A 21,667-nucleotide genomic window follows, 5' to 3' on the forward strand; every position below is an offset into this window, starting at 1 on the left:
TCGGCCGCGGCCGCAACATCGCAAGGGTGCGAGGCGAGTAGCTGCTAATCACTCTCATCTAGCCGGCGTAAAGCTGCCTATCCGGTATTTTGGCAGCAGCGCGTCGGCTTCGCCTGAATGCGACCGCCCCTTGGTCTTGGTGTTGTAAGCCTCAGTGGCTTCCTTGCCGCACCACGGTTCGATGATCTGCGGCCGGGACGGATGATCGGGCAGATAGCTGGTGAGATCGTAGACACCACCGCGGATTGCCATCCAGCAATCGGCAGGGGTGGCGTGACGGGCGAGTTCGGCGGCCGCCACCTCGCGTTCCGCCGCAACGGCGGGTTCGCGGGCCCCCGGCGTCCACGCGCTGCCGGCCCAGAAGCCGAGCACGGCGACCCAGAACAAAGCAGTCGAGACGAAATACAAGGTGCGCATCATCTGAACTCGAAGTTTTCGAAGTGGATGTGCCGAGCCGCGACGCCGCGCGCGGCGAGCGCCCGTTGCGCTGCTGCGATCAGGCCGGGCGGACCGCACAGACAGCACTCGACCCCGGTGAGTGCGCCGGCGTCCGGCAGCAGGCCGTCGAGGTCGGGCGGCTCATCGCCGGTCGCGATTGCCTGCAGCGTCAGATGCGGATCCGACGACGCCATCGCACGCAGCTCGGACAAATAGATCGCATCGGCCTCGCTCCGGTAGAGATACAGCAGCCGTACCGGCTGGCGCAGCGAATGGTCATGGAGAACGGCGACGAACGGCGTCACGCCAATGCCGCCGGCGATCCAAAGCTGCGGCGCCGCGTCGGTCTCGCCCAGCGGACCACCGAACCCGCCGATCACCCGCGCCCCGACGCCCGGTGCGATCGACAGCATCCTGCGCGTACAATCGCCGAGCGCCTTCACGGCGAGATGGAGCGTGCCGTCGCGGCCCAGCGAGCTCACGGTGAACGGATGAAATTCGCCGCAGCCGCGGTAGGCCGGGCCGTTGCCGAATTCCACCAGCACGAATTGTCCCGGAGTCACCATCGCGGGCTCCGCCAGTGGCCGCAGGGCGACCTCGACCGAGTGCTCCGTGAGGCCGCGTGCCGTCGCGACGATGTAGGGCCGTGCCGCGAGACCGAGATCGCCGCGCACCAGGCGCCAGCCCAGAATCGCGGCCGCAGCCGCAAGGATCGGCAGCACCGGCTCGTCGATGCCGAGCAGGATCAGATGCAGTAGCCCGATCACCACGCCGGCACCGAGCAGCACGTGCAGCGTCCGCCAGATGTCGTAACGGATGCCCGGCAGAAAAGTGGCTACGAGCCCCGCCATCAGCAGCAGCAGGCCGAGCCAGCCCGACCAGATCGGCCAGCTCTCGCTGGACGGGGACAGGGTCTGCCAGGCGGTCGCCGGCGAGGCGCCGAGATTGCTCGCTGCGAGCGCGAGCGGATGCAGCAGCAACAGCACATAAGCCAGCACGCCAGTGACGTGGTGCCAGCGATACATCCGCTCCAGCCCGCCGAGCCAGCCGGCGAGCCGGGGTTCGCGCAGCATCAGCAGCAGGCTGACCAGCAGCAGCCCGCAGCCGAGCCAGCCGGCCACGATTCCGGCAGCGCGGAGGGACGCCAGCCCGACCGGAAATGCCCATGCAACGAAGCCGAGCGGCACCGCCAGCGTGAGCAGCGGGATCGACCAGCGTCGCAGGCGCGATGCGGCGGGCGTCATCGGCCTATTCCGGCCGCGCGCCGCGCCTGAGGCGGCTGCAGAAATCCCAATGCTCGTCCGAAAGCGCCAATCCGCGCTCACGCGCCCGGCGCACCATCAGGGCGTGATGTTCGACCCGATAGGCTTCGCAGGTGTCGTAATCGGTAAAGCCACGCACGCGGGCCTGATGCTCGATCCGCTCCTGCGGCGACATCAGCATCCACCCGCGGGTGTTGCCCTCGTCGGCGCGCCACGGTGCCGCCGTGGCGGACGTGACTACGACCGCCAAGCCCAGAGAAGCCATCGTCGCGACCGTGATGGCCGCGCTTCGCCTGCAGGGCATGATCGTCATCCTGCTGCTGCGCCACGACGCGTCAGATTAGCGCGTGGTGAGCGGCACAAGGATGACCCAGATCAAGCGAGCCAACAGTCCGGCGAAGAGCCGCCCGAGGAAGGATCCTGCAAAGCAATCCAGCGCGATGCACGCCGCTTCCGGTTGCTTCGTCGCTTCAGGCGTCGCAACATCGGGAAGAGCTTTCGGCCGAACTACTTCTTCTGCGCCGCTGCGGTGCGGGCGTCCTTGATGGCCTGCTTGAACATCGCGGCGTCGAGCACGCCGGGGACGCGGAAGCGGCCGACGATGAAGGCGGGGGTGCCCTGGAAGCCGAAGGCGCGGGCCTGCGCGTCGTTGCGCTTGAGGATCGCGTCGATCGCGTCCTTGTTGGTCTCGAGATCCTTGGTGGCGCGGGCGACGTCGACGCCGCCCTTGCCGAGCGTATCGTTCATCACCGCTTCGGTCAGCTTCGAGGTGGTGCCGATCAGCGCGTTGTGGGCCTCGAGGAACTTGCCCTGATACTTCGCGGCCAGCACCAGCTTGGCCGCATCGACCGAGATGCCGCCGAAGATCGGCCAGTCCTTCAGCACCAGCCGGACCTTGCCGTCGTCGTTGACGACCTGCATCAGCTCCGGCGCCACCTTCTTGCAGTACGGGCAGCGATAATCAGAATATTCGACGATGGTGATGTCACCGTCCGGATTGCCCGCCACCGGAATGTCCGGATCGCGCAGCACCGCCTCGGTCGACAGCACGTTGTCGTCCGGCGCCGACGCTGCGGGAGCGGCCCAGGCGCGCGTGGCCAGCACCGGCGGCAACGTCAGGGCGGTCAACAGGGCCGAGCGGCGGGTGATCATCATCGGGTTCCAATCGTCGTCTGCGGAGCGCCTGTTGTGCCCCGGATCGCCCGGGAATGCGATCACTTTGACGTCAGCCCGGCGGATTTCGCCGGACCGCCCCGCAGCGCGATGTAGATCGCCGGGATCACCAGCACGGTCAGCAGCGTCGACGACGCCAGCCCGAACAGCAGCGAGATCGCCAGCCCCTGGAAGATCGGATCGAGCAGGATCGTCGCCGCGCCGATCATCGCCGCCAGAGCGGTGAGCAGGATCGGCTTGAACCGCACCGCGCCGGCCTGCAGCACGACTTCGCGCAGCGCCTTGCCCTCGCCGCCGGAGTGGCGGATGAAATCGACCAGCAGGATCGAGTTGCGCACGATGATGCCGGCCAGCGCGATGAAGCCGATCATCGAGGTGGCGGTGAACGGCGCGCCGAGCAGCCAGTGACCGATCAGGATGCCGATCAGCGTCAGTGGGATCGGCGTCAGGATCACCAGCGGCAGCTTGAAGCTTCTGAACTGCGCCACCACCAGCACGTAGATGCCGAGGATCGCCGCGCCGAACGCAGCGCCCATGTCGCGGAACGTCACCCAGGTGATTTCCCATTCGCCGTCCCACAGCACCATCGGCTTCGACTCGTCGGTCGGCTGGCCGTGCAGGCTGATCGCCGGCTTCGGCAGCTTGCCCCAGTCGTGCGCCTCGATCAGACGATCGACCTCCAGCATGCCGTAGAGCGGCGCCTCGAATTTGCCCGCGAGCTCCGCCTGCACCATGTCGGCGAAGCGGCCGTCGCGGCGGAAGATCAGCGGCGAGCCGACCTCGCGCGTCGCCTTCACCAGCTGGCCGAGTTCGACCACCGTCTTGCTACCCGGCAGCGTATTGGCCGGCACCGGCGTCGAGGCGAGCGCCTCGGTCCAGGCGAGATCGCGCTTCGGAAGACCGACAGTGATGGCGATCGGGTTGCGATCCTCGCCGCGATGCGAGTAGCCGACCGAGGTGCCGCCGAACAGCGTGGCGATGGTGTCGTAGACGTCCTTCTGCTCGACGCCGAAGAATTCCAGCCGGTCCTGATCGATCGACAGCCGCAGCCGCGGCCGCGGATCGCCGATGGAGTCGTCGATATCGACGATGAACGGCACGTCCTTGAAGATCTTCTTCACCTCGTGCGCGACGGCACGGCGGGTCGCGACGTCGGGGCCGTAGATCTCGGCGAGCAACGTGGAGAGCACCGGCGGCCCCGGCGGCACTTCGACCACCTTGATGCTGGTGCCTTGCGGCGGATCCAGCGCCTTGAGCCGCTCGCGCAGATCGAGCGCGACGGCGTGGCTGGCGCGGCTGCGCTCGCCGCGCTCCTTGAGGTTGACCTGCAGTTCGCCGAGCTCCGGCCGCTCGCGCAAGTAATACTGCCGCGCCAGCCCGTTGAAATTGTACGGCGCCGGCGTGCCCGCATAGCTCTGAACCGACATGATCTCGGGCAGGCCGCGGGCGATATCGGCGGCGGCGAACAGCGTGCGCTCGGTGTCTTCCACGCTCGCGCCTTCGGGCAGATCGACCATCACGGCGATCTCGCTCTTGTTGTCGAACGGCAACAGCTTCACCGTCACCGACTTCGTATAGAACAGCACCATCGACAGCAGCGTCGCAATGCCGACGCCGAGCAGGAAGATCCACGCCGCGCGCTTGCTGGCGACGATCGGCGTCGCGATGCGGCGATACAGCCGGCCGAGCCGGCCTTCGTCGTGGGCATCGTGCGACGCCGCGCCGACACCGGGCGCAGGCGCCAGCTTCAGCATCAGCCACGGCGCCACCACCATGGCGACGACGAACGAGAACAGCATCGCGGCCGAAGCATTGGCCGGGATCGGCGCCATATAAGGCCCCATCATGCCGGACACGAACAGCATCGGCAGCAGCGCGGCGATCACTGTGAGCGTTGCGATCACGGTCGGGTTGCCGACCTCGGCCACCGCCTCGATCGCGGCCTGCAGACGCGGCCGGCCGTCCTTCATGCCCCAATGCCGGGCGATATTCTCGACCACCACGATGGCGTCGTCGACCAGGATGCCGATCGAGAAGATCAGCGCGAACAGGCTGACGCGGTTGATGGTGTAGCCCATCAGATTCGCAGCAAACAGCGTCAGCAGGATCGTGGTCGGGATCACCACCGCGGTGACCACCGCCTCGCGCCAGCCGATCGCGATCGCGATCAGCACCACGATCGAGATCGTCGCGATGCCGAGATGCAGCAGCAGCTCGTTGGCCTTGTCGTTGGCGGTTTCGCCATAGTCGCGGGTGATGGTGACGGCGACGTCGCTGGGGATCAGCGTGCCTTCGAGCGTGGCGAGCCGCGCCTTGATGTCGTGCGACACCACCACCGCATTGGCGCCGGCGCGCTTGGCCAGCGCGAGGCTGACCGCGGGGACGCGATCCCATTTGCCTGAACCAGCGCGCGTATCAGTCCAGACCCGGTGCTCGGCGGCGTTCGGGCCGACGATCACCTGCGCGACGTCCTTGACATAGACGGGGCGATTATCACGCGTCGCAATCAGCAGCAGGCCGATATCCGGAATGCCGCTCAGCGTCTGCCCGGCGGAGACGCTGCGCACGCCGCCGGCGTCGCGCACGCTGCCGGCCAGGAACGAGCGATTGGCATCTTTCACCTTGGCGACGAGCTGCTGCAGCGTCACGCCGTACAGCGAGAGCTTCTCGGGATCGGGCTCGACCCGGATCTGCTGCGCGCCGCCGCCGGAGATGTAAGTGAGCCCGATGCTATCGACCTTCATCAGCTCGGAGCGCAGCTTGTCGGCGAATTCGTAGAGGTCCTTGTCGGTCCAGCGCGAGGCTGCCTCCGGCTTCGGCGACAGCGTCAGCACGGTGACGGCGACGTCGTTGATGCCGCGGCCGACAATCAGCGGCTCGGGGATGCCGACCGGAATGCGGTCGAGATTGGCGCGGATCTTCTCGTGGACGCGCAGGATCGCGTCCTCGGCCTTGGTGCCGACCAGAAAGCGCGCCGTGACCAGGACGCGGTCGTCCTCGGTCTGGCTATAGACATGCTCGACGCCGTCGATGCCCTTGACGATGGCTTCGAGCGGCTTGGTCACCAGCTCGACCGCATCGGGGCCGCGCAAGCCGTCGGCGTTGACGCGGATATCGACCATCGGCACGCTGATCTGCGGCTCCTCCTCGCGCGGGATCGCGGCGAGCGCGATCAGCCCCACCACCAGCGAGGCCAGCAGAAACAGCGGCGTCAGCGGCGACTGGATCGTCGCTCTGGTCAGGCGACCTGAGAGTCCGAGATTCACGGCTGCACCAGCTTGTCACCATTCCGCAGTCCCGAGAGAATCTCGAGGCCGTCCGGCATGTCGGGGGTCGGATGTTCGCGGCCGCGCTGCACCGGCACGGCGATGGTCTTGCCGGGCGCGCCGAGCTGCACGGTGTCGATGCCGAACTCGGTCTTGATGAAGCGTGACGGGATCACGAAGGCCGGCCGCTCGCCGCTGGAGATCCAGACGCGCAGCCGGTCGCCGACGAAGTACTGGCCGAGCCCGGGGACCGTGGCGTCGGCAACGACGCGGCCGTCCTCGATCTGCGGATAGACCAGATCGATGGTGCCGAACTTCGCCGCCGCATCGCCGGCCTCGGCACCGTCGACGCGGATGCGGTCACCCTGCTTCAGGAAGCGCGCGTGCCGCTCCGGCACCCTCAGGCGAAGCTTGTAATGCTGCTGCGCCACGGTGACGATCGGATCGCCCTGCAGCACCACCGAGCCGACCGTGATCATCTTCTTCAGCACGCGGCCGTCGTCGGGCGCGAGCACCTGGCCTTCCTTGAACTGCTGCTGCACCACGGACCGTTCGGCGGTCTTGGCGCGCAGATTGTTCTCGGCGACGTTGAGCGCGGTGCGGGCCTCGTCGAGCTTGGTGCGCGGCAGCGTGCCGCGTTCGACCAGCCCCGAGGTACGGTCGTAATCGATCTGCGCCTGGCTCGCCTGCGCCTGCAGGGCCTGGATCTGCGCGTCGAGCGAATTCATCTGCAGGGTCAGCTTGTCGTCACCGATGGTGGCGATCTCCTGGCCGCGGCTGACGCTGTCGCCCTCGCGCACTTTCAGCGAAATCACCGTGCCGCCGATCCGCGCGCGCGCCGGCACCACGCTGATACTCTCGACCGTGGCGAACACCGCCTTCTCGTCGGCGACGTTCCGCTCCGCCACCGTCAACGTCGGCTCGGCCGCGGAGGCACCCGCGGCGCCAATCAGGATCGCGGCGACGGCGCCGCCCATGAGGTCGCGTAGGTTCATCTCAGGCCTCTGCGGACTTTCTCTTGGCTGCGCCGGTTATCGGGGCCGGGCAATACAGCCGATACAACGTGGTCAGGAGTTCGCGGGCGGGTTCGCTCGCGATCGAGTAGTAGATGGTCTGGCCGTCGCGCCGGGCCGCCACCAGTCCGTCCTTGCGCAGCAGCGCCAGATGCTGGGACACGGTGGAGTCGCGCAGGCCCAGCAGCTCGGCCAGCTCGCCGACCGAACGTTCGCCATCGATCAACTGACAGACCAGCAACAGCCGGTGGCGGTTCGATAACGCCTTGAGCAGCTCGCTGGCCTGGTCGGCGGCGGCTTCCATGAGGTCGGCTCGTATCTTCATAGTTGCGTATATAGGATTATACGAATATATTGTCAACGCATCGACGGCGGACCACGCGGCTCGTGCCTTTCGACAGAGCCTGCCTTGCAACAACGGTCTCGCGACACTCAGTCTTGAAGGAGCAACGCAATGAACCTGGATCGCGCCGTTCTCGCCTTCGCCGGCTGCGTGGTGCTGACGAGTCTGCTGCTCGGCTGGCTGGTCAGCCCGTATTCACTGCTGCTCACCGCCTTCGCCGGCGTCAACATGATCCAGGCGTCGTTCACGGGTTTCTGTCCCGCGGCGATCGTGTTCAAGAAGCTCGGCGTCGGGAGCGGGACGGCGTTTTCCTGAACGCCATCCGCCGTCATTGCGCGGAGCACACGGATCGGCGCTTCGCGCCGTCCGAGCACAGGCTCCGCGACGAAGCAATCCAGCTCCCTGCTCGGCGCTGGATTGCTTCGCTTCGCTCGCAATGACGGGGAAAGTCTAGTGCCCACAATGGCAGCCGCAGCCGCCTTCCGCTTCGTCGTGATCGTCCGGCGCCGGCGGCGGCAGGGTGCCGGCGATGTAGGCCTTTACGGCGGCGACCGGGTCTGTCTCGGCGGTGGTGATGGCGCGGACGCCGCGGGCCGCCATACGGGCGATGAAGCCGGCGCCGGCGCTGCCGGCGATCACCGCCTCGACGCGGTCGAGCGGATGCGGCGCGCGCTCGTCGAATTCATGGATCGATTGTTCTTTCGGCAGATCGAGCCGCTGCACCTCGCGCGGCGTGCGGCCGTGCGCGGCGTCGAACACCATGAAGCGGCGGCTCTTGCCGGCATGGCCGGTGACGGTGCGGAAATTCTGGCTGGCGACGGCGATCAACATCAAGGGACTTTCTTATGCAGGGTTATGCCACCCGTCATTGCGAGCGAAGCGAAGCAATCCAGCGCCGAGTGCGGGGCTGGATTGCTTCGTCGCGGAGCCTGTGCTCGGACGGCGCGAAGCGCCGATCCGTGTGCTCCTCGCAATGACGTGCGGAGAGTCAGGGACGACGACGGGTGAGCGGTTGCGCGAACTAAGTCAGGCAGCCTCACGTCTCGCCGATGATGATCTGCGTATCGGACGCAAACTTGTACGGCACCAGCGGCAGGTTGGCGGGTGCCGGCCCGAGGCGGATGCGGCCGGAGGAGTCGTATTGCGAGCCGTGGCATTGGCAGAACCAGCCGTCGTAATTGCCCTGATGCTCGGTCGGCACGCAGCCGAGATGGGTGCAGATCGCCGACACCACCAGCCACTGTTCCTTGCCGGGCTTCACCCGAGCCGAATCCGGCTGCGGATCGCGCATGCTCTTCCAGTCGGCGGTCTGCGCCGACGCGATCTCCTTCGGCGTGCGGTGGCTGATAAAGATCGGCTGGCCGCGCCAGAACACTTTCACCACCTGGCCTTGGGCGATCGGCGCGAGATCGACCTCGAGCGGGAAGCCGGCCGCGATTGTTGAAGAATCGGGATTGAGCTGGGCCACGAACGGCCAGACCAGCGAGGCGGTGCCGACCGCGGCGAGCGCGCCGGTGGCAAGAAACAGCACGTCACGCCGGGTGGGCTGTTCGGAAGTGATTGCGGTCATGGTGGTCTCCTTGGCGGGATCGCCCGCCGTCGTTGTCAAACCTTGCGCAGCTCGCCGGCGGCGCGGGCCAGCACCGCGACCAGCTCGGCTTCCTTGTCGGAATCCTTGGCGATCTGCCGGGCCGCAACTGCGCGCAGATTGTCGAGCGCGGCCCGCAGCAGCGGCGGCAGTTCGCCAGCCTCGCCGCCCTCGCCGTTCTGCTGCTGCATCGACTCGCCGAACGCGGCGAGCCGATCGAGCACGGCTTCGGCCAGGTCGCGGCGCTCGCTCAGATAGTCGCGGCCGTCGTCGGTGATCACATAGAGCTTCTTGGCGCCCTCGGGCTGCGCGATGACGTGGCCGATGTCTTCCAGAAAGGTGAGCGCCGGATAGACCACGCCGGGACTCGGCGCGTACCAGCCGGCCGTCCTCTCCTCGATCACCTTGATGATGTCGTAGCCGTGGCGCGGCTGCTCGGCGATCAGCGCCAGCGCGATCAGCTTGAGGTCGCCCTGCGCCAGCATCCGGCCGGCGCGGGTCATCTCACCGCCCATGCCGCGCCCGCCGCCGCGACGCGCCCAGCGGCAGCCCGGCATTCCGAATCCGCAGCGCCGTCCGCCGTTGTCGAGGCCATCCATCGGGCTCTCCTGAGTAAGATATATCTTCCGTACGTCCGTCTCTTCGGGCCTGTAAAGACATATCTTAGCGAACGGACGCGTGCGGCCGAAAATGGTGCGATAGTAGTGTAAGTAACTGTTTTGGATTACCTTTCGGCCGCTGCCATTTGATCGAGATCAATACCAGGAACCAGCCCCGACATATCGTCCCGACACTTTTCGAGCCGTGGCGCGCAGCGCCACGAGCCGCTTTCTGGCTGACCAATCGGCCCGACAATCAGGAGACGAACATGTTGAAGGTCGCGATGGTGCTGTGGATCATCGGCGGCGCAACGCTGACCGGCATGATGGTGGTCGCTATCCTGGCCGTACCGAGCCTCGCCGAGCATGCGATGGAGTGGATCCCGCGCGCAGTCGCAGCCGGCTTTGTGCTGGCCATGCCGGTCTCGTATCTGGTGGCCCGTCAGATCGCGCCCACGGCGCGCTGACCCACTGTCGGCGTGGCTACTTCGCGCCGATCAGGCCGAGCACGCCTTGCGCCATCAGCGCGGTCGAGACGACGAACAGCAGCGCATAGGCGATCTTGTAGAACAGCCCGGTCGGCATCCGGCGCACCAGCCAGATGCCGAGCATGTTGGCGGCTGCCGCGAGCGGCAGCAGCGCGATCGAGGTCGACAGGTTCGCCGGGTTGAACTGGCCGAGCAGGATGTAGGGGCCGATCTTCAGCACGTTGAGGATCGCGAAGAAGATCGTGGTGGTGCCGACCAGCACCAGCTTCGGCAGCTGCAGCGGCAGCATATAGACCTGATAGGGCGGGCCGCCGCCCTGCGTCATGAACGACGTGAAGCCCGACACGCCGCCCCAGAACACGCCGGGCGCGACCGCGCCTTTGGCCGGCGTCAGCTGCGGCCGCAGCCAGACATTGAGCACGAAGGCAACGCCGACGCCGCCGACGATCAGCCGCACCACATCGTCCGAGACGATCGAGGCCGTCCACCACGCCACGCCCATGCCGATCAGCGCGCCCGGCAGCATGATCTTCAGGCTGCGCGCGTCCCAATGCCGGCGATAGACATAGAGCGAGATCATGTCCTGGCTGATCAGCACCGGCAGCAGCAGCGCCGCGGCTTCGAGCGGCGGCAGGAACAGCGCGAGCAGCGGCGTCGCCGCGATGCCGATCCCCGAGAAGCCGCCCTTGGCGAGCCCGAGCAGGATCACCGCCGGAACGGCGGCGACATAGAACCACGGATCGGTGATGATCGACGACACGGGGGGGGCTCGCGAGGGGAACGCCGCCGGACCGGCAGCAGAAATCGACGGCGCGCGATTGCGCCCACGATCCATGCGGCACGGAGCGGCTCGTCGCAAGTGAAACCGAATGGCGCGAAGCAAGTCGGTGCCTGCACGGTGCAAGGGCTGGAGGTCGACGTTCCGTCGAACTCTCGTCATTGCGAGGAGCACCCGGATCGGCGCTTCGCGCCGTCCGAGCACAGGCTCCGCGACGAAGCAATCCAGCGCCGTGCACTGCGCTGGATTGCTTCGCTTCGCTCGCAATGACGGAGAGCTAGGGCGCGGCGCCTCTAGAACGACACCTTGACGCGTCCGGTCACCAGATGGGTCACGGCGTCGCTGCTGCCGACGATGGCGTCGTAGCCGAGCGAGACCTGCGTCGCCTGGCCGAGTCGTCCGGTGACGCCGGTGCCGAATACGCCGCGGTCGCGGATGCCCTGGCCGGTGAAGGTGGTGAACACGCCCGGCAGCGTCGGCTCGACGAAACTGGCGTCGAGGCCGCGAACGCCATCCTTGAATTCGTGCAGCCAGGCGAGCCGCAGTTCCGGCGTCAGCACGCCGTTATTGGTCTGGAGATCGTGGGCGATCCGCACGCCCGCGCCTGAGCGCAGCGACTCGGTTCGGTCGGCCGCAACGCTCAGCGCGGTGATGCCGCCGGCCTCGGTGAATGCATCGGTGGCGACGCGGGTGTATTGCAGGCTCAGCTCCGGCGTGACGACGAAGCCGCCCAACATCCGCAGATCGGTGCCGATCGCGCCGCGCACCGTGTAATGGTTGCCGTCGAAGCGCGAGCTGTTGGTGGTGCCGAGCGCGACACGGCGATTGTCGTAGCCGTCCCAGCCGTAGAAGCCGACGACGTTCGCGTACCACCACGGCGCGCGATAGCTGGCGTAGCCGCCGACGCTGCGGCTGGTGATCTTGGTGGTGCTGCCGAGCGTGTCGAGATCGCCGCTGGTCAGCGCATAGCCGCCGAACGCGCCGAGCACCCAGCTGTCGGACACGCGCCAGTCGGCGCCGGCGACGACGTTCGCGGTGGTCGACCGGAACGCGCTGACGTCCGGCCGCGCGCCCTCGCGCGAACTGCTGAGGCTGGAGCCGACGAACACGCCGAAGCTCGGATCGAGCGCGGCACGCAGCGGCGGCGCCTTGGTGGGCGCATAGGCCAGCGCATCCGCAGTAGCGCCCCAGCCGGAGGCGGCCAGCGCGTCGCGCGTATTCCACGCGCCGAGCGAGGCCAGCGTGCGCTCCATGGTCGAGACCGACGCACCGAACATCCCGGCATCGGCCATCGCCAGAGCCGCGCCGGCGCCGCCGAGATCGCTGCCGGCACCGAACCGGCTCTGCATCAGCCGCTGGTCGATCAGCGTGCCGGTCTGCGACGCCGAATTCAGCGTCATCCGGCCGAGTGCCTGATAGGAGGCCGGCGACAGCTGCGCCAGCGCCGCGCCGACATCGGCCGCGCTCGCCACGCTGTCGATCAGGCTCAGTGCATCGGGGCTCGCCGCGACGCTGTTGGAGAGGTTGTCGAACAGCCAGGCCGGGCCGGCGCTGCCGGGCCTGGACGGGCTGGCGAAGGCCGAGAACGACGGCGCGAACGCGTTCGCCACTTCGAACGAGGTGTAGAGCGTGCCGCCGATATTGACGGTCTGGCCGGCCGCGAGCTGCGCCCGCTTGGCGTCGGACAGGCCGACCTTGTAGTAGTTCAGCGTATCGATGCCGGCGCCGCCGTTGACCAGGCCGACGATGCGCGAGGTCGGCATGATGTTGACGGTGTCGTTGCCGCCTTCCATGTTCACGGCGCGGCCGTTGTTACCGATGATGGTGCCGTAGTTGGTCAGGACGTCCGCGCCCTCGCCCATCTGGATCGCCGAGCCATCGCCGCGGATGAAGCGGGCCGAGCCGGTGCCGGTGTAAGTGACCCCGTCGAGCGTGCCGACCGATCGGGTGTCCGGCGTGCCGTTCTGCAGCAGCACCACGGCGTTCGGATCCGGGATCGCGCCGTTGCCGATGATGGTGCCGGAATTCACGATCGTATCGTTGTCCGCCGCGGTGCCGGTCTTGTTCTCGAGCCGGATCGCGAAGCCGTTCTGGCCGACGATGGTGCCGCCCGCGGCGTTGGTGATCGTGGTCGCGGCGACTCCGCTGCGGGTGCCGTCGGTGTTGGAGTCGTTGTTGACGACGATGCCGTAGGACGCGCCGGAGATCGTGCCGTAGTTGACGATGGTGCCGCCGCCGATCGACAGACCTTCGCTGTTGTTGAGGCGGCCACCGGAATCGTAGCCACCGGCGCCGGTGCCTTCGATGATGCCGTAGTTGGTGATGGTGGCGGCGAAATCGACGTCGACGCCGTCGCCATCGCCGGTACCGCTGCCGTTATAGGCGCCGGTGATGCGGCCGTAGTTGACCACGGTGCCGGTGCCGTCGGAGCCGACACCCGAGCCGTTGCGGCCGATGATGGTCGCGCCGGCCTCGTTGGTGACGGTGACGTTGGCGTCGGTGGTGATGCCGTGGCGGAAGCCCGAGATGGTGCCGCCGGACTTGTTGATCACCGTGCCCGAATGGCTCTGCCAGTCGATGCCGTCATTGCTGCTGCCGACGACGCCGTCGGAATAGATCAGGCCGTAATTGGTGACAGTCGCGCCCTCGCCGGGCCGCACCGCATCGGCGCCGGTCGAGCGGATCACACCGGTGGCGCGGTTGATGATCTGGATGGCGCCCGAGGTCAGGTCGTTGAAGTCGATCGCCTGGCCGGTCGCGGTCGACTGGATGGTCCCGGCATTGTCGATCGTGAAGCTGCCGGTGGTCGCCAGCGTGCTGGCCGTGACCCGGATCGCATCGTCCTGCGACTGGATCGTGCCGGTCGCGGTGTTGATCACCTGGAACGACGTCACCGTGCCGAGATTGCTGACGTTGAGATTGATGCCGCGGTTGGCGGTGGTGGTGGCGTCGATCAGCCCGGCATTGGTAATGGTGGTGCTGCCGGACCCCGGCCGGATCACGTCGTTGCCGAGCGCGCGCAGGATGCCGCCGGCATTGTTGTTGATCTGCACGGTGCCGGTCGCCGAGCTGTTGCTGGCGAAGTCGAACACCTGTCCGGTGTTGGAGACGATGGTGCCAGAGTTGTTGATCACCACCGTGCCGTTGCCGATCGAGGTGTTGAGGCGGAACGCGTCGTCCACCGTCGAGATCAGCGCGCCGGCGAAGTTGTTCAGCGTCAGGCTGCGCGGCGGATTGGCGCCCGAGGTGTCGATGCCGCGATTGCCCGAGGAAATCGTCCCGGAATTGTTGATGACCACGCCGCCGGCCGGGCCGGTGAAGGTGATCGCGGTGCCGCTCACGTTGAGTGTGCCGCCGGACTGGACGGTGCCGGTATCGGTGCCGGTCACGGTCTTCGCCGTGGTGTCGGTGGCGCCGACCGCGACGTTGAACGAGGCGGCCTCGGCCGGGCCGACCAGGATTGTTCCAAGGCTCGTTCCAAGGCTCGTTCCAAGGCTCAGAAACACGAGCCAACTCACGCTGTTATTCCAACGCACCACCGCACCGCCGCTTGCCAAAGTTAACTTTGTCTTAAATGTGGCATTTGACAGCGGCGTGACACGGCGGGCCCGAAGGCGTGGCTGCGACGGCTTTGCGTGCCTTGCGGCGGGAACCGATGCGCGCATGCAACGCATGTCCTGGCGTCCGTGGCCGGCACATTGAACGCAGCGGGAGACCGCGACGACCTATCCGCGGGACTTCCGCGCGACGCGCGAGTTAGCCCCCTCGGCGGGTCACCCCCGCGCCGCATCGTTCACATCGGAGCGCTCGTCTCCGGCACCGATCAGGAAGTCTCATGTCCGGCTGGATCATTCTCGGCGTCATCGTTGCGATCGCGGTGTCCGCGCTCATGGCCTACAATCGCCTGGTGGCGCTGCGGCAACGCGTCAATCAGGCCTTCGCCGACATCGACGTGCAGCTCAAGCAGCGCCACGATCTGGTGCCCAACCTGGTCGAGACCGTGAAGGGCTACGCGGCGCACGAGCGCGGCACGCTCGACGACGTCATCAAGGCGCGCAACGCCGCGATGAGCGCGCAGTCGCCCGGCCAGGTCGCGGCGACCGAGAACCAGCTCACCGGCGCGCTCGGCCGGCTGATCGCGCTCAGCGAGGCCTATCCGGACCTCAAGGCCAACGCCAACTTCCAGCAGTTGCAGAGCGAACTCGGCGACATCGAGAACAAGATCGCGGCCAGCCGGCGGTTCTTCAACAACGCCGTCCAGGAATACAACACCGGCATCCAGCAGATGCCCGCCGCCCTGTTCGCCGCCCCGCTCGGCTTCACCCACAAGGACTATTTCGACCTCGGCGAAACGCGGACGCAGGTCGAGCAAGTGCCGCAGGTGAAGTTCTAGTCTCCTCCCCTCCCCCTTGCGGGGAGGGGTCGGGGGTGGGGGGCCGCGAGCACAGTTGCCTATGGCGCCCCCCACCCGACCCGGCTTCGCTGCGCTCCGCCGGGCCACCCTCCCCGCAAGGGGGAGGGAGGTTTAGGCCAGCTCTGCAATGACTGGACAGCTTCATGGCCGCCTACGGTCTCTACACCCACATCGCCGCCAACAAAACCCGCTCGGTGCTGCTGCTGATCGGGCTGTTCGCGCTGGTCTATGTGCTGGTCTATGCGGGCGCGCTGATCGCCGAGGTGATGATCCGGGGCGACGGCAGCGTCGCGTATTATCTGAGCGCCGCCGCCGCGGACCTGGTGAAGGCGCTGCCGTTCGCGACGGTCGGCGCGGCGCTGTGGATCGCCATCGCCTACTTCTTCCACCAGAAGCTGATCGACGCGGTGACCGGCGGCCGCGACGTCACCCGGCAGGAGCAGCCGCGGCTGTATAATCTGCTCGAGAATCTGTGCATCTCGCGCGGCATCCCGATGCCGCAGCTGAAAATCGTCGACAGCGAGGCGCTCAACGCCTTCGCCAGCGGTCTCAATCCGAAGCAATACGCCATCACGGTGACCAGTGGCCTGCTGGCCAATCTCGACGACGCCGAAGTCGAGGCGGTGCTCGGCCACGAGCTGACCCACATCAAGAACGGCGACGTCCAGATGATGGTGATCACCATGATCATCGCCGGCGTGGTCGGGTTCTTCGGCGAGATGTTCTTTCGGCTGTTCTTCCAGGGCGGCTTCCGGTTCGACGGCGGATCAAGCGGGTCGTCCTCGTCGTCCTCGTCTTCGTCCTCGGGTGACCGCAAGAGCGGCGGCGGGGCCGTGATCGTCGTCATCGTGGCGGTCGTGCTGATCCTGCTGGCCTGGCTGCTGTCGCAGGTGGTCAAGCTGGCGCTGTCGCGGTCGCGCGAATTCCTCGCCGATGCCGGCTCGGTGGAACTGACCAAGAACCCCGACGCGATGATCTCGGCGCTGCGCAAGATCGAGAACCGCGGCGAACTTCCGGGCGCGACCTCGGCGGTGATGGAGATGTGCCTCGACAATCCGCGGTCGGGCTTCTCCGACCTGTTCGCCACCCACCCGTCGGTCGACGCGCGGGTGGCCGCTCTGGTGAAATTCGCCGGCGGCCACGATCCAGGCCCGCTGGCGCTGCCGACGTCGCCGGACAGTGCCGATGCGGACACGACGCCGCATGCCGGCGCGCCGGCCGATACCGCCGCTTCCGCGCAGGCCGGACCGTGGAACGATTCGGCACGGCCGGCCGGCGGCCTGCTGCGCGGACCGTGGGGCAGACGCACCTGACCCCGCGGTTGCGCCGCTTCGACGGCGTTGCGGAAGGATTTGTTGAGATCGCCGCACGCCGTGCGGCCTCGTCATTGAAAAATCCCATGTTTCTGCCATGTTCGCGCCCAAAGCAGGGACACGCACCGCGGCGCGCGGTGTCGGGGGATCAATCCGGCCGAGAAGGAATCTCATGGCGAAGCCAGCAGTCATCGTCGTCGGCGCAGACAAGGGCGGCGTGGGCAAGACCACAGTCTCGCGGACCCTGCTCGACTATTTCAGCGCCAACAACATCCCGACCCGGGCGTTCGACACCGAATCGCCGCGCGGCACCCTGAAGCGCTTCCATCCGGCCATCACCGAAATCGTCGACATGACGTCGACGGCCGACCAGATGAAGATCTTCGACACGCTGAACAGCGCCGCACCGTCGGTCACCGTCATCGACGTCCGCGCCGGCCTGCTGTCGCCGGCGCTGGCCTCGCTCCGCGACATCGGCTTCCTCGACGCGGCGCGCTCCGGCCAGATCACCTTCGCGGTGTTCCACATCCTCGGCCCGTCGATCGCCTCGCTCGACGAGATCGCCGAGACCGCCAATTTCATGATCGGCGCGAAGTACTTCCTGACGAAGAACTTCATCAACAACACCAGCTTCTTTGAGTGGGACCAGGCGACCTACAATTCGTACTTCCACCGCATCAAGGACGCCACCGAGCTGACCATCCCGAAGCTCAACGAGATGGCGTACGAGCAGGTCGAAGTGTCGTCGGTGCCGTTCCTGAAGTTCGTCGCCAACAAGGGCGTCAACGACGAGCCGGCCAACTACTCCTTCGTGCTGCGCGGCTATGTGCGGCACTGGCTGGCCAATGTCTGGAGCGAGTTCGACCGCATCCGGCTGACCGATATCGTCGGCAAGGACAAGGGCGGCCGCACCACCGACGTGGCCGAAGCCGGCGGCGAGAAATAATTCGCTTCACCCTGGATTTTGGCTATATCGGGCGAGACATCTTCCGGGCGGCTGAAGCGAGGCCGGCCGGAAAGCTCGATCGAAGCCAATGTCCCCCAGCCTCTCCCGCACCCCGGTCTACATCATCTGTTCGCCGCGCCCGTTCGTCGGCAAGACGCTGATCGCGCGGCTGTTGACAGAGTTTCTGTATCTGGCGCGCGGCTCGGTGACGGCATTCGACGTCAACGTCAAGGAACCGTCGCTGCTCGACTACCTGCCGCGGCTGACCGAGACCGCCGAGATCGACCACACCTTCGGCAAGATCCAGCTGATGGACCGGCTGATCGTCCATGACGGCGTCGCCAAGGTGATCGACCTCGGCTTTCACGCCTTCGACGAGTTCTTCGATACCTTCGCGGAGATCGGCTTCATCAAGGAAGCGGCGCGGCGCCAGATCGCGCCGATCGTGCTGTTCCTCGCCGATACCGATCGCAATTCGGCGCGGGCCTACGGGACCCTGCAGGACATCGTCCCGCCGCGGCAACTGATCGCCATCGACAACGAGCACGTCCTGCTCGGCGAGATGCCGCGCGCCTTCGCCCAGGGCCGGGTGATGCGCATCCGCGCGCTGCCGCCGTTCCTGAAGACCTATATCGACCGGCTGAGCTTCTCGTTCACCGGCTATCTGCGCAGCGAGCCCGACGCCTCTACCGAACTCAACCAATGGATCCGCCGCAACTACACGGCGTTCCGCGATCTCGACCAGGAGATGACGCAGGCAAGGGTGTGACGGCGTGGCATTGAGAGCGTCGTCATCCTGAGGCGCGAGCGCAGCGAGCTTCGAAGGATGCGGCCGAGCAGCGTGACCGATCCTCCGCGGCCACCGCTTCGCGGCGGCGCCTCAGCATGACGCTGCGACAGGTGTCGCAAGATACTGCAAGTGAATGTAGCCCCGCGCGAGGTCGGCGCCCTCGCCCCGCTCTTGCGGGGAGAGGGCTGGGGTGAGGGGCTGCGACGGATCGGCAGAGGCAGCGCGTAAGGCTATGGACTCAGCTCGCAAACGCCGTGCTCGGGGACCCCCACCCGGCCGGCCTGCGGCCGTCCACCCTCCCCGCAAGGGGGAGGGTCAAGGGAGATCAGTGCCCGCCGAATTCCATCAGGGTCCGCACCGGGACACCCATGCCGCGCAGCTTGGCGGCGCCGCCGAGATCCGGCAGGTCGATGATGAAGCAGGCGGCGACGACTTCGGCGCCGGTCTGGCGCAGCAGCTTGATGGCGCCCTCAGCGGTGCCGCCGGTGGCGATCAGATCGTCGACCAGAATCACACGTTCACCGGGCGCGATGGCGTCGACATGCATTTCGATGATGTCGGTGCCGTATTCCAGCGCATAGGACATGCTGACACAAGCGTGCGGCAGCTTGCCCTTCTTGCGGATCGGCACGAAGCCGCTCGACACCTGATGGGCAATGGCGCCGCCGATGATGAAGCCGCGGGCCTCGATGCCGGCGACCTTGTCGATCTTGGAGCCGGCCCAGGGATGCACCAGTTCGTCGACGGCGCGGCGGAACGCCCGCGGATCGCCCAGCAGCGTGGTGATGTCGCGAAACATAATGCCGGGTTTGGGATAGTCCGGAATGGTCCGGACACTGGCCTTCAGATCGTGGGCAAGCTCGGGGGTCATCGGCGCGGGTCTCTGTTGCGGAGGGATCAATTCATCGGGCGGCGGCCGAGGCAATCCGGCAATTCGGATAACCGCCGCCGGGGAGAGTGCAGCCTGCCCCCGGCGGTACACGCGTTTGGATCAATTTCGCAAGCTCAGTTCGCAGGTTGACCGAGCCGGAAGGCATTTTCGACGATCCGCAGCCCGACCCCGCCGCCGAGCGACATCAGCGATTCCGGGTGGAACTGCACGCCGCCGACCGGCAGCGTCTTGTGCTCGATCGCCATCGCGACTCCGTCCTCGGTCGAGGCAGTGACGGTGAGATCCTTCGGCATGTCGTTCATTTCGACATAGAGCGAATGATAGCGGCCGATGGTGATTTCGTTCGGCAGGCCGTGCATCAGCGTGCCGCCACGGACCTGGATCCTCGACGGACGGCCATGCGCCGGCTGGGCGAGCTGGCCGAGGGTGCCGCCAAAGTACTCGCCCATCGCCTGCACGCCGAGGCAAACGCCGAAGATCGGCAGCTGCTTGCCGAGCGCTGTATCGATGGTCGATTTGATGCCGAAATCCTCCGGCCGACCCGGGCCGGGCGACAGCACCAAGAGATCATAGGCATTGTCGGCCAGCATCTTCTGGGCATGGACGTAGCGCACCACGGTGACCTGGGCGCCGACCTGACGGAAGTAGTCCGCCAGCATGTGCACGAAGCTGTCGTCGTGGTCGATCAGCAGCACCTTCTTGCCCGAACCGGTTGCGTCCGGCGCCACCGCCGACAGTGGCTTCGGCGGATCGCCGCGCAGCGCCTGGAACAGCGCTGCGGCCTTGACCTGGCATTCCTTGTCCTCGGCGACCGGATCGCTGTCGAACAGACAGGTGGCGCCGACGCGGACTTCGGCGAGGCCGTCCTTCATCCGGATGGTACGAATGGTCAAGCCGGTGTTAATGGTGCCGTCGAAGCCGACCACGCCGAACGCGCCGGCGTACCAGCGCCGCGGCGTGCGCTCATTGTCCTCGACGAACTGCATCGCCCACAGCTTCGGCGCACCGGTGACGGTGACGGCCCAGGCGTGGGTCAGGAACGCGTCGAGCGCGTCGAAACCCGGGCGCAGCATGCCCTCGACGTGGTCGACGGTGTGGAACAGCTTGGAGTAGGTCTCGATCTGGCGTCGCGCCAGCACCTTGATGGTGCCGGGCACGCAGACCCGCGCCTTGTCGTTGCGATCGACGTCGGTGCACATGTTGAGCTCGAACTCGTCCTTCTGGGAGTTCAGGAGCTTCTGGATCTGCTCGGCATCGCTGATCGCATCGACGCCGCGCGCGATGGTGCCGGAGATCGGGCAGGTCTCGATGCGGCGGCCGTCAGAGCGGACGAACATCTCGGGCGAGGCCGACACCAGGAATTCGCCGTCGCCGAGATTGAGCAGGCCGCCGTAGGGCGACGGATTGATGCGGCACAGCCGCTTGAACACTTCGGCAGGCGAGCGCTCGCAAGGCTCGCCGAACAGCTGGCCCGGCACCGCCTCGAACAGGTCGCCACGGGCGAACGCCTCGCGCGCGACCTCGACCACCTTGGCGTATTCGCCCGGCGCGTGGTCGGCAAAACCCTGGCGCCCGGTCTGGGTGTAGACGCTCTCGCCGGTCGCGGTCGGCAGGCCGGCGGTCGATTTGGCCTTCCAGGCAAACTCATAGGCGATAGTGACGCCGCGGCCGGTGGCGCGGTCATAGGCGAGCAGCCGGTCCGGCACGTACAATACGATGTCGCGCTGGTCGGCCTCGCGGGCGCGCTTCTGCTCGAGATCCTCGAACTGGAACACCAGATCGTAGGCGAAGGCCCCGTACAGCCCGAGCATCGGATCGGCCGGCGACGCGAAGGCCGCGACCAGGGCCCGGACGAGCGAGATCGCGCTGGCGCGGCGGGTGCGCTGATCCTCGTCCACCGGCGCCTCGCCGCGGACGATCCGCCCGCGGATCTTGGTGGCGCAGGCCTGCTCGACCACGATGCTGGGCTCCTCCAGCCGGTCCGACAGGAAAGCAATCAGGGTCTCGCCGCGCGGATTCAGCGCCTCGATGGCGAACTGGTCGGCCCGCGTGGTCAGCGCCAACGGCGGGTCGGCGAAGCCGAAATCGAAGCTCTCGTAGCGGCCCGGCACCGTGGTGCCGGACGACAGCATCACGCCGCGACGACGATCCAGCAGATCGATCAGATCATCGAGCGCCTGGCCGCCGGTGAAGGCCTGCACCGTGCGCGACACGGCGAGACCGGCGGCGGTCTTGTAGTCGCTCTGGGCGGGGAGCGAAAAAACGGTCCTGTTCATGGCATCCTCTTAAGCAAATTGCCGGAGGAACGCCACACAGGACAAACGAAAGCCGCCTCGCGTGGCGGCCTCAGGACGATCGGAATTC

At 67.0% G+C, this 21,667-nt stretch carries 20 protein-coding genes; 6 read left to right on the forward strand and 14 right to left on the reverse strand.

From position 1 onward, the window contains the following. Window positions 1-54: 54 nt before the first annotated feature. The 7 genes from ACFFJ6_RS16680 to ACFFJ6_RS16710 all read right to left on the reverse strand — a co-directional run bounded on the left by ACFFJ6_RS16680 (window position 55) and on the right by ACFFJ6_RS16710 (window position 7,456). Window positions 55-420 (reverse strand): cytochrome b5 domain-containing protein, encoded by a 366-nt coding sequence (locus ACFFJ6_RS16680; protein ID WP_378389787.1) that lies wholly within the window; start codon window positions 418-420, stop codon window positions 55-57. After that, window positions 417-1,682: a ferric reductase-like transmembrane domain-containing protein gene (locus ACFFJ6_RS16685; protein WP_378389789.1), complete on the reverse strand. Its 1,266-nt coding sequence runs from the start codon at window positions 1,680-1,682 to the stop codon at window positions 417-419. The genes ACFFJ6_RS16680 and ACFFJ6_RS16685 overlap by 4 nt, the downstream gene beginning before the upstream one ends. Before the next feature lie 4 nt (window positions 1,683-1,686). Next, window positions 1,687-2,013 (reverse strand): hypothetical protein, encoded by a 327-nt coding sequence (locus tag ACFFJ6_RS16690; RefSeq protein ID WP_378389791.1) that lies wholly within the window; start codon window positions 2,011-2,013, stop codon window positions 1,687-1,689. A gap of 194 nt (window positions 2,014-2,207) precedes the next feature. Then, window positions 2,208-2,855 carry a DsbA family protein gene (locus tag ACFFJ6_RS16695; protein WP_378389793.1) on the reverse strand — a complete coding sequence of 216 codons (648 nt, stop codon included), beginning with the start codon at window positions 2,853-2,855 and terminating at the stop codon, window positions 2,208-2,210. A 59-nt stretch (window positions 2,856-2,914) separates the two neighbouring features. Beyond that, window positions 2,915-6,139, reverse strand: coding sequence for an efflux RND transporter permease subunit (locus ACFFJ6_RS16700; RefSeq protein WP_378389795.1), 3,225 nt, complete (start codon window positions 6,137-6,139; stop codon window positions 2,915-2,917). Further along, on the reverse strand, window positions 6,136-7,134 hold the full coding sequence (locus ACFFJ6_RS16705) for an efflux RND transporter periplasmic adaptor subunit (RefSeq protein WP_378389797.1): 999 nt from the start codon (window positions 7,132-7,134) through the stop codon (window positions 6,136-6,138). Before ACFFJ6_RS16705 ends, ACFFJ6_RS16700 begins: the two co-directional genes overlap by 4 nt. A 1-nt stretch (window position 7,135) precedes the next feature. Continuing rightward, window positions 7,136-7,456, reverse strand: a complete 321-nt coding sequence (locus ACFFJ6_RS16710; protein WP_378389799.1) for an ArsR/SmtB family transcription factor — start codon at window positions 7,454-7,456, stop codon at window positions 7,136-7,138. Window positions 7,457-7,606: 150 nt separating this feature from the next. On the opposite strand from ACFFJ6_RS16710, the gene ACFFJ6_RS16715 reads away from it, so the two are divergent. Next, the gene (locus ACFFJ6_RS16715) at window positions 7,607-7,810 is read left to right on the forward strand and encodes a YgaP family membrane protein (protein WP_378389801.1); all 204 of its coding nucleotides are present in this window, start codon (window positions 7,607-7,609) and stop codon (window positions 7,808-7,810) included. A gap of 135 nt (window positions 7,811-7,945) precedes the next feature. On the opposite strand, the gene ACFFJ6_RS16720 is transcribed toward ACFFJ6_RS16715, so the two are convergent. The 3 genes from ACFFJ6_RS16720 to ACFFJ6_RS16730 all read right to left on the reverse strand — a co-directional run bounded on the left by ACFFJ6_RS16720 (window position 7,946) and on the right by ACFFJ6_RS16730 (window position 9,682). Further along, on the reverse strand, window positions 7,946-8,326 hold the full coding sequence (locus tag ACFFJ6_RS16720; RefSeq protein ID WP_378389803.1) for a NifB/NifX family molybdenum-iron cluster-binding protein: 381 nt from the start codon (window positions 8,324-8,326) through the stop codon (window positions 7,946-7,948). A 205-nt stretch (window positions 8,327-8,531) separates the two neighbouring features. Then, the gene (gene petA, locus ACFFJ6_RS16725) at window positions 8,532-9,065 is read right to left on the reverse strand and encodes a ubiquinol-cytochrome c reductase iron-sulfur subunit (protein WP_378389805.1); all 534 of its coding nucleotides are present in this window, start codon (window positions 9,063-9,065) and stop codon (window positions 8,532-8,534) included. Window positions 9,066-9,100: 35 nt separating this feature from the next. Beyond that, a complete protein-coding gene (locus tag ACFFJ6_RS16730) occupies window positions 9,101-9,682 on the reverse strand; it encodes a PadR family transcriptional regulator (protein WP_378389807.1) in 582 nt (193 codons plus the stop codon). Between the two features lie 269 nt (window positions 9,683-9,951). On the opposite strand from ACFFJ6_RS16730, the gene ACFFJ6_RS16735 reads away from it, so the two are divergent. Further along, the gene (locus ACFFJ6_RS16735; RefSeq protein WP_054165542.1) at window positions 9,952-10,149 is read left to right on the forward strand and encodes a hypothetical protein; all 198 of its coding nucleotides are present in this window, start codon (window positions 9,952-9,954) and stop codon (window positions 10,147-10,149) included. Between the two features lie 16 nt (window positions 10,150-10,165). Here the strand turns inward: ACFFJ6_RS16735 and ACFFJ6_RS16740 are convergent, their stop codons facing one another. Both ACFFJ6_RS16740 and ACFFJ6_RS16745 read right to left on the reverse strand, forming a co-directional pair. Next, window positions 10,166-10,930 (reverse strand): sulfite exporter TauE/SafE family protein, encoded by a 765-nt coding sequence (locus tag ACFFJ6_RS16740; RefSeq protein ID WP_378389810.1) that lies wholly within the window; start codon window positions 10,928-10,930, stop codon window positions 10,166-10,168. 311 nt (window positions 10,931-11,241) lie between these two features. Further along, entirely contained in the window at window positions 11,242-14,466 is a 3,225-nt protein-coding gene (locus ACFFJ6_RS16745) for an autotransporter family protein (protein WP_378389812.1), read from the reverse strand. Between the two features lie 317 nt (window positions 14,467-14,783). Here ACFFJ6_RS16745 and ACFFJ6_RS16750 point away from each other — a divergent pair, with 317 nt between their 5' ends. The 4 genes from ACFFJ6_RS16750 (at window position 14,784) to ACFFJ6_RS16765 (ending at window position 18,390) form a co-directional block, all read left to right on the forward strand. Then, window positions 14,784-15,341 (forward strand): LemA family protein, encoded by a 558-nt coding sequence (locus ACFFJ6_RS16750; protein ID WP_378389814.1) that lies wholly within the window; start codon window positions 14,784-14,786, stop codon window positions 15,339-15,341. Window positions 15,342-15,505: 164 nt separating this feature from the next. Continuing rightward, window positions 15,506-16,675 (forward strand): M48 family metallopeptidase, encoded by a 1,170-nt coding sequence (locus ACFFJ6_RS16755; RefSeq protein ID WP_378389816.1) that lies wholly within the window; start codon window positions 15,506-15,508, stop codon window positions 16,673-16,675. A gap of 172 nt (window positions 16,676-16,847) precedes the next feature. Further along, window positions 16,848-17,621 (forward strand): P-loop NTPase family protein, encoded by a 774-nt coding sequence (locus ACFFJ6_RS16760; RefSeq protein ID WP_378389818.1) that lies wholly within the window; start codon window positions 16,848-16,850, stop codon window positions 17,619-17,621. An 88-nt stretch (window positions 17,622-17,709) separates the two neighbouring features. Beyond that, on the forward strand, window positions 17,710-18,390 hold the full coding sequence (locus tag ACFFJ6_RS16765; protein ID WP_378389820.1) for a hypothetical protein: 681 nt from the start codon (window positions 17,710-17,712) through the stop codon (window positions 18,388-18,390). A gap of 346 nt (window positions 18,391-18,736) precedes the next feature. On the opposite strand, the gene ACFFJ6_RS16770 is transcribed toward ACFFJ6_RS16765, so the two are convergent. Both ACFFJ6_RS16770 and ACFFJ6_RS16775 read right to left on the reverse strand, forming a co-directional pair. Beyond that, window positions 18,737-19,282, reverse strand: coding sequence for an adenine phosphoribosyltransferase (locus ACFFJ6_RS16770; RefSeq protein WP_378389822.1), 546 nt, complete (start codon window positions 19,280-19,282; stop codon window positions 18,737-18,739). A 134-nt stretch (window positions 19,283-19,416) separates the two neighbouring features. After that, window positions 19,417-21,579: an anthranilate synthase component I gene (locus ACFFJ6_RS16775; protein ID WP_378389824.1), complete on the reverse strand. Its 2,163-nt coding sequence runs from the start codon at window positions 21,577-21,579 to the stop codon at window positions 19,417-19,419. Between the last annotated feature and the right edge of the window lie 88 nt (window positions 21,580-21,667).

Source organism: Rhodopseudomonas telluris (assembly GCF_042432815.1).
In the GTDB taxonomy this organism is placed as follows: domain Bacteria; phylum Pseudomonadota; class Alphaproteobacteria; order Rhizobiales; family Xanthobacteraceae; genus Rhodopseudomonas; species Rhodopseudomonas telluris.